General features: G+C 70.5%; 3 protein-coding genes. All 3 read left to right on the top strand.

The window, feature by feature from the left end; all coding sequences use genetic code 11:
- Positions 1-505: 505 nt before the first annotated feature.
- The 3 genes from rsmG (at position 506) to ACFWTE_RS29825 (ending at position 3,284) form a co-directional block, all read left to right on the top strand.
- Positions 506-1,234, top strand: coding sequence for a 16S rRNA (guanine(527)-N(7))-methyltransferase RsmG (gene rsmG / locus ACFWTE_RS29835; protein WP_378783290.1), 729 nt, complete (start codon positions 506-508; stop codon positions 1,232-1,234).
- Positions 1,235-1,392: 158 nt separating this feature from the next.
- The gene (locus tag ACFWTE_RS29830; RefSeq protein ID WP_378783291.1) at positions 1,393-2,217 is read left to right on the top strand and encodes a ParA family protein; all 825 of its coding nucleotides are present in this window, start codon (positions 1,393-1,395) and stop codon (positions 2,215-2,217) included.
- An 86-nt stretch (positions 2,218-2,303) separates the two neighbouring features.
- Positions 2,304-3,284 carry a ParB/RepB/Spo0J family partition protein gene (locus ACFWTE_RS29825; RefSeq protein WP_378783288.1) on the top strand — a complete coding sequence of 327 codons (981 nt, stop codon included), beginning with the start codon at positions 2,304-2,306 and terminating at the stop codon, positions 3,282-3,284.
- Positions 3,285-3,426 lie beyond the last annotated feature (142 nt).

Here is a 3,426-nt window from a genome sequence, read left to right as displayed (position 1 = left end):
CCCCAACGGGGGGTGCCGGTGTTTCACGTGAAACACCGGCACCCCCCTTCTTCTGTGCGGGGGTGTTCGCGCCCGGGTTCCGGTCCGCTGTGCTCCGAGAGCCACCGGAGCGGTGGAGGCGCCTCCCCCGGGCGGCCGGGTGCCCGGGGGAGGCCTGCCGACACGTCGCCGGAGCCCGGCGTCGTCAAGTCGGCGTGTCGATGTTTCACGCGAAACGGTGGGGGACACAGGGCGGGGGAGGGGGGTGTTTCACGTGAAACACGCGCGCTCGGGGACGCCGCGGGAGAGTGAGGGCACATCGCGACACGCGCCCGGAGGCGGATTCACGTGAAACCCTGGTGTCGCCCGCACATAGGATCATGAAGGATCTTTTCTCACGCGCGCGGAACCGCGAGCCGCAGCGCACATCCCCCTCGCCGACCGAAGCCGCGCCGCGCGCGGAGCCCCGGGTACGGCGGACCGAGCATGGAAGTGACGATGGACGAGTTCCGACAGGTGGTGACCGATGACCTCGGATGTTGAGGACCCCGGTGCCGCGCTACCCGCTCCTCCCGTACAGGCGGAGGCGGTCTTCGGTGACTCCCTGCCGAAGGCGCAGCGCTACGCCGAACTACTCGCCGACGACGGGGTGCGTCGGGGTCTGATCGGCCCGCGGGAGGTGCCCCGCCTCTGGGAACGCCACCTCATCAACTGCGCCGTCGTGGAGGAACTGATCCCCGAGGGTGCCGAGGTCGTGGACATCGGCTCGGGTGCGGGTCTTCCCGGCCTCGTGCTCGGACTGATGCGCCCGGACATCCGCATGATCCTCCTGGAGCCGCTGTTGCGCCGGACGGTCTTCCTCGACGAGGCGGTGGCGCTCCTGGAGCTGCCCAACGTGGTGGTGCGCCGGGGGAGGGCCGAGGAGGCCCACGGGGAGCTGCTGACCGACTTCGTGACGGCTCGGGCGGTCGCGCCCCTGCCCCGGCTGGCGGGGTGGGCGCTCCCGCTCCTGCGCAAGGGTGGCAGCCTGTTGGCACTCAAGGGGGAGCAGGCGGAGGCCGAACTGGCCGCCGGGCGGAAAGACGTTTCCCAAATGCGGCCTAGCGTTAGCGATGTGATCAGGGTGGGGCGGGGTAAAGTCGATCCCGCTACCACGGTCGTTCGCGTCACGGTGACATCCGACGGTGGTCCGCCCGCGTCAGCAGGTTCCCAGAAGACGCGGAGCGGCAAGAAGAAGCGCGGACGGAAGAGGTGAACTCATTCGTGCCCCAGAACCAAGCCGACAACGCCGATGTTTCACGTGAAACATCCCAGGGCGCCTATGGAGATCTGCTCGGTGATTCACGTGAAACACCGGCCGAGACCGACTACGGCGTCCCCGACACACCCCTCGCCCGCGCGGCCCATGCGGCCATGGCGGTCCGCGGGCACGACGAGGTCTGGCCCCGTCCAGCGTCCTGTCGGGTGATCGGCGTCGCCAACCAGAAGGGCGGCGTCGGCAAGACGACCACGACGGTCAACATCGCCGCCGCCCTGGCGATGCACGGGCAGCGGGTCCTCGTGGTCGACCTCGACCCCCAGGGCAACGCCTCCACGGCTCTCGGCATGGAGCGCGACACGCAGACCCGCTCCATCTACCACTGCCTGGTCGAGGACGAGGAGATCCGCAAGCTGGCCCAACCGGTCCCCGGCATCCCCAACCTGTGGTGCGCCCCGGCCACCATCGACCTGGCGGGCGCGGAGATCGAGCTGGTCTCCCTCGTCGCGCGGGAGGCCCGGCTCAAGCGGGCCTTCGCCGCGTACGACACCGAGGACCTGGACTACATCCTCATCGACTGCCCCCCGTCGCTCGGCCTTCTCACGGTCAACGCGATGGTGGCGTGCGACGAGGTGATGATCCCGATCCAGTGCGAGTACTACGCCCTGGAGGGCCTGGGGCAGCTGCTCCGCAACGTCGAGCTCGTCCAGTCGCACCTGAACCCCGGGCTGGCGGTCAGTACGATCCTGCTGACGATGTACGACGGCCGGACCCGGCTCTCGCAGCAGGTCGCCGACGAGGTGCGCACGCACTTCAAGGAGACCGTCCTGGACACGCTGATCCCCAGGAGCGTCCGGGTGTCCGAGGCGCCGAGCTACGGCCAGTCGGTGATGACCTATGACCCGGCGTCCACCGGGGCGGTGGCCTACTTGGAGGCCGCCCGGGAGATCGCCCACCGGGCGCGGGGGATCGCCGGCTGACGCCGGATGTTTCACGTGAAACACGATCACCGCCCGGCCGGTGGGGCCGGGCGGAATGTTCACAAGAAGTGTGGAGGGAGTTGCCGGTGAGCCAGCAGCGGCGCGGTCTGGGCAAGGGGCTGGGAGCGCTGATCCCGCAGGGGCCGCCCGCCCCCGCTCCGGCGGAGAGAGAGCGGGAGACGGCACCGCCGTCCGCGCCGGAGCCGGCGGAGGCGAGCACCACGACCGCGGTGCACGGTCCGGCGGAGATGCCGGACGGCACGTACCTGGAGGAGCTCAAGCTCTCCGACGTACGGCCCAACCCCCGCCAGCCCCGGAAGTACTTCGACGACGAGGCCCTGGAGGAGCTGCGGGAGTCGATCGTCGAGGTCGGCCTGCTCCAGCCGGTGGTCGTGCGTAAGCTGCCGGTCGGATCGGAGGTCGGCTTCGAGCTGATCATGGGGGAGCGGCGGTTCCGGGCGAGCAAGCTCGCCGGACTGGAGCGCATCCCGGCGATCGTCCGTAGGACGGACGACGACGAACTCCTCCGGGAGGCGCTCCTGGAGAACCTCCACCGGCAGCAGCTCAACCCCCTGGAGGAGGCGGCCGCGTACCAGCAGATGCTGGACGACTTCGGCACCACGCAGGCGGAGCTGGCCCACCAGGTCGGCAAGTCGCGCTCGCACATCACCAACACGCTGCGTCTGCTGAACCTCCCCGGCAAGGTGCAGACGCGTGTGGCCGCCGGCGTGCTGAGCGCCGGGCACGCGCGTGCGCTGCTGGGCGTGGACGACCCCGAGCTCCAGGACCGGCTCGCGGGCCGTGTCGTCAAGGAGGGGATCTCGGTCCGCTCGTTGGAGGAGATGGTCTCGCTCCGGGAGGCGCCGGACGACGACCGCCCCCGCCGGGCTTCGGAGCGGATCGCCAACCCGCCCCAGGTGGACGAGTGGGCCACGCGCCTCTCCGACCGCTTCGACACCACGGTCAAGGTCCAGATGGGCCGGAAGAAGGGCAAGATCGTGGTGGAGTTCGCGACGCCCGAGGACCTGGCGCGCATCATCGAGCAGATGGGCGCGCAGAACCTCTGAGCGTCCCCCGACCGGTTCCCGGCGGCGGTGTTTGACGTGAAACACCGCCGCCGGCCCCGTCCCCCCCCACCCCGGGGGGGGGGGGGTTTACCTGTTACACAGACCCCCGGGGGGGGGGGGCCCCCGGGGGGCCCCGACCCCC

Source organism: Nocardiopsis sp. NPDC058631 (genome assembly GCF_042716955.1).
In the GTDB taxonomy this organism is placed as follows: domain Bacteria; phylum Actinomycetota; class Actinomycetes; order Streptosporangiales; family Streptosporangiaceae; genus Nocardiopsis.
Note: the sequence above shows the minus strand (reverse complement) of the source record. Positions and strands in the feature narration are given on the sequence as shown.